Below are 2500 nucleotides of genomic sequence, written 5' to 3' on the forward strand. Positions count from 1 at the left end.
GCTTTGTGGTCAAGTCCTCGGCCTATTAGTACCGGTCAGCTCCACACGTTACCGCGCTTCCACCTCCGGCCTATCAACCCGGTCGTCTACCGGGAGCCTTACCCCTTCACAGGGTGGGAGACCTCATCTCAAGGCAAGCTTCCCGCTTAGATGCTTTCAGCGGTTATCCCTCCCGAACGTAGCCAACCAGCCATGCACCTGGCGATACAACTGGCACACCAGAGGTTCGTCCGTCCCGGTCCTCTCGTACTAGGGACAGCCCCTTTCAAGTCTCCTGCGCGCGCAGCGGATAGGGACCGAACTGTCTCGCGACGTTCTAAACCCAGCTCGCGTACCGCTTTAATGGGCGAACAGCCCAACCCTTGGGACCTACTCCAGCCCCAGGATGCGACGAGCCGACATCGAGGTGCCAAACCATCCCGTCGATATGGACTCTTGGGGAAGATCAGCCTGTTATCCCCGGGGTACCTTTTAGCCGTTGAGCGACACCGCTTCCACACGCCGATGCCGGATCACTAGTCCCAGCTTTCGCTCCTGCTCGACCCGTCAGTCTCACAGTCAAGCTCCCTTGTGCACTTACACTCAACACCTGATTGCCAACCAGGCTGAGGGAACCTTTGGGCGCCTCCGTTACCCTTTAGGAGGCAACCGCCCCAGTTAAACTACCCACCAGACACTGTCCCCGATCCGGATCACGGACCAGAGTTAGACATTCAAAACGACCAGAGTGGTATTTCACCAATGACTCCACCCGAACTAGCGTCCGAGCTTCCCAGTCTCCCACCTATCCTACACAAGACGCTCCAAACACCAATGTCAAGCTGTAGTGAAGGTCCCGGGGTCTTTCCGTCCTGCTGCGCGAAACGAGCATCTTTACTCGTAGTGCAATTTCGCCGGGTCTGCGGTTGAGACAGCGGGGAAGTCGTTACGCCATTCGTGCAGGTCGGAACTTACCCGACAAGGAATTTCGCTACCTTAGGATGGTTATAGTTACCACCGCCGTTTACCGGCGCTTAAGTTCTCACCTTCGCACGACGAATCGTGCTAAGCGGTCCCCTTAACGTTCCGGCACCGGGCAGGCGTCAGTCCGTATACATCGTCTTACGACTTCGCACGGACCTGTGTTTTTAGTAAACAGTCGCTTCCCCCTGGCCACTGCGACCCCCACCAGCTCCCACCGCAAGGGCGTTCACCAGCAGAGGTCCCCCTTCTCCCGAAGTTACGGGGGCAATTTGCCGAGTTCCTTAACCACAGTTCACCCGATCGCCTTGGTATTCTCTACCTGACCACCTGAGTCGGTTTAGGGTACGGGCCGCCACAACACTCACTAGAGGCTTTTCTCGGCAGCATAGGATCATCCACTTCGCCACAATCGGCTCGGCATCACATCTCACCCACAAGTGTCGCGGATTTGCCTACAACACGGGCTACATGCTTACCCCAGGACAACCATCGCCTGGGCTGGACTACCTTCCTGCGTCACCCCATCGCTTACCTACTACCAAATCAGGTCGAGCGTTCGGCCTAACACCCGCCCCGAAGGGCCGGCTGACTTAAGGACTCTTAGTATCAATGGGTTCAGTATGGGCGCATTGAAGCGGGTACGGGAATATCAACCCGTTGTCCATCGACTACGCCTGTCGGCCTCGCCTTAGGTCCCGACTTACCCTGGGCGGATTAACCTGCCCCAGGAACCCTTGGTCATCCGGCGCGAGGGTTTCTCACCCTCGATTCGCTACTCATGCCTGCATTCTCACTCGCACAGCCTCCACCACTCGATCACTCGGCGGCTTCACCGGCTGCACGACGCTCCCCTACCCATCAACCCCACATGGGGATCAATGCCACGACTTCGGCGGTGTACTTGAGCCCCGCTACATTGTCGGCGCAGAATCACTTGACCAGTGAGCTATTACGCACTCTTTCAAGGATGGCTGCTTCTAAGCCAACCTCCTGGTTGTCTCTGCGACTCCACATCCTTTCCCACTTAGCACACGCTTAGGGGCCTTAGTCGGTGATCTGGGCTGTTTCCCTCTCGACTACGAACCTTATCGCCCGCAGTCTCACTGCCACGCTCTCACTTACCGGCATTCGGAGTTTGGCTGACGTCAGTAACCTTGTCGGGCCCATCGGCCATCCAGTGCTCTACCTCCGGCAAGAAACACGTGACGCTGCACCTAAATGCATTTCGGGGAGAACCAGCTATCACGAAGTTTGATTGGCCTTTCACCCCTACACACAGATCATCCCCCAGGTTTTCAACCCTGGTGGGTTCGGTCCTCCACCCAGTCTTACCTGAGCTTCAACCTGCCCATGCGTAGATCACTTCGCTTCGGGTCTACAGCATGCGACTCAAACGCCCTCTTCAGACTCGCTTTCGCTACGGCTCCCCCACACGGGTTAACCTCGCCACACACCATAACTCGCAGGCTCATTCTTCAAAAGGCACGCAGTCACATCACACAACAGCAAGCTGCTGTAAGCTCCTACGGCTTGTAGG

General features: G+C 57.0%; 1 rRNA gene (cut by a window edge). It reads right to left on the reverse strand.

The features are described 5' to 3' along the window. Nucleotides 1-5 precede the first annotated feature (5 nt). Nucleotides 6-2500 (reverse strand): 23S ribosomal RNA (locus ABD999_RS43665) (it continues 608 nt past the right edge of the window).

This window comes from Nonomuraea ferruginea (assembly GCF_039540635.1).
Taxonomy (GTDB): Bacteria; Actinomycetota; Actinomycetes; order Streptosporangiales; family Streptosporangiaceae; genus Nonomuraea; species Nonomuraea ferruginea.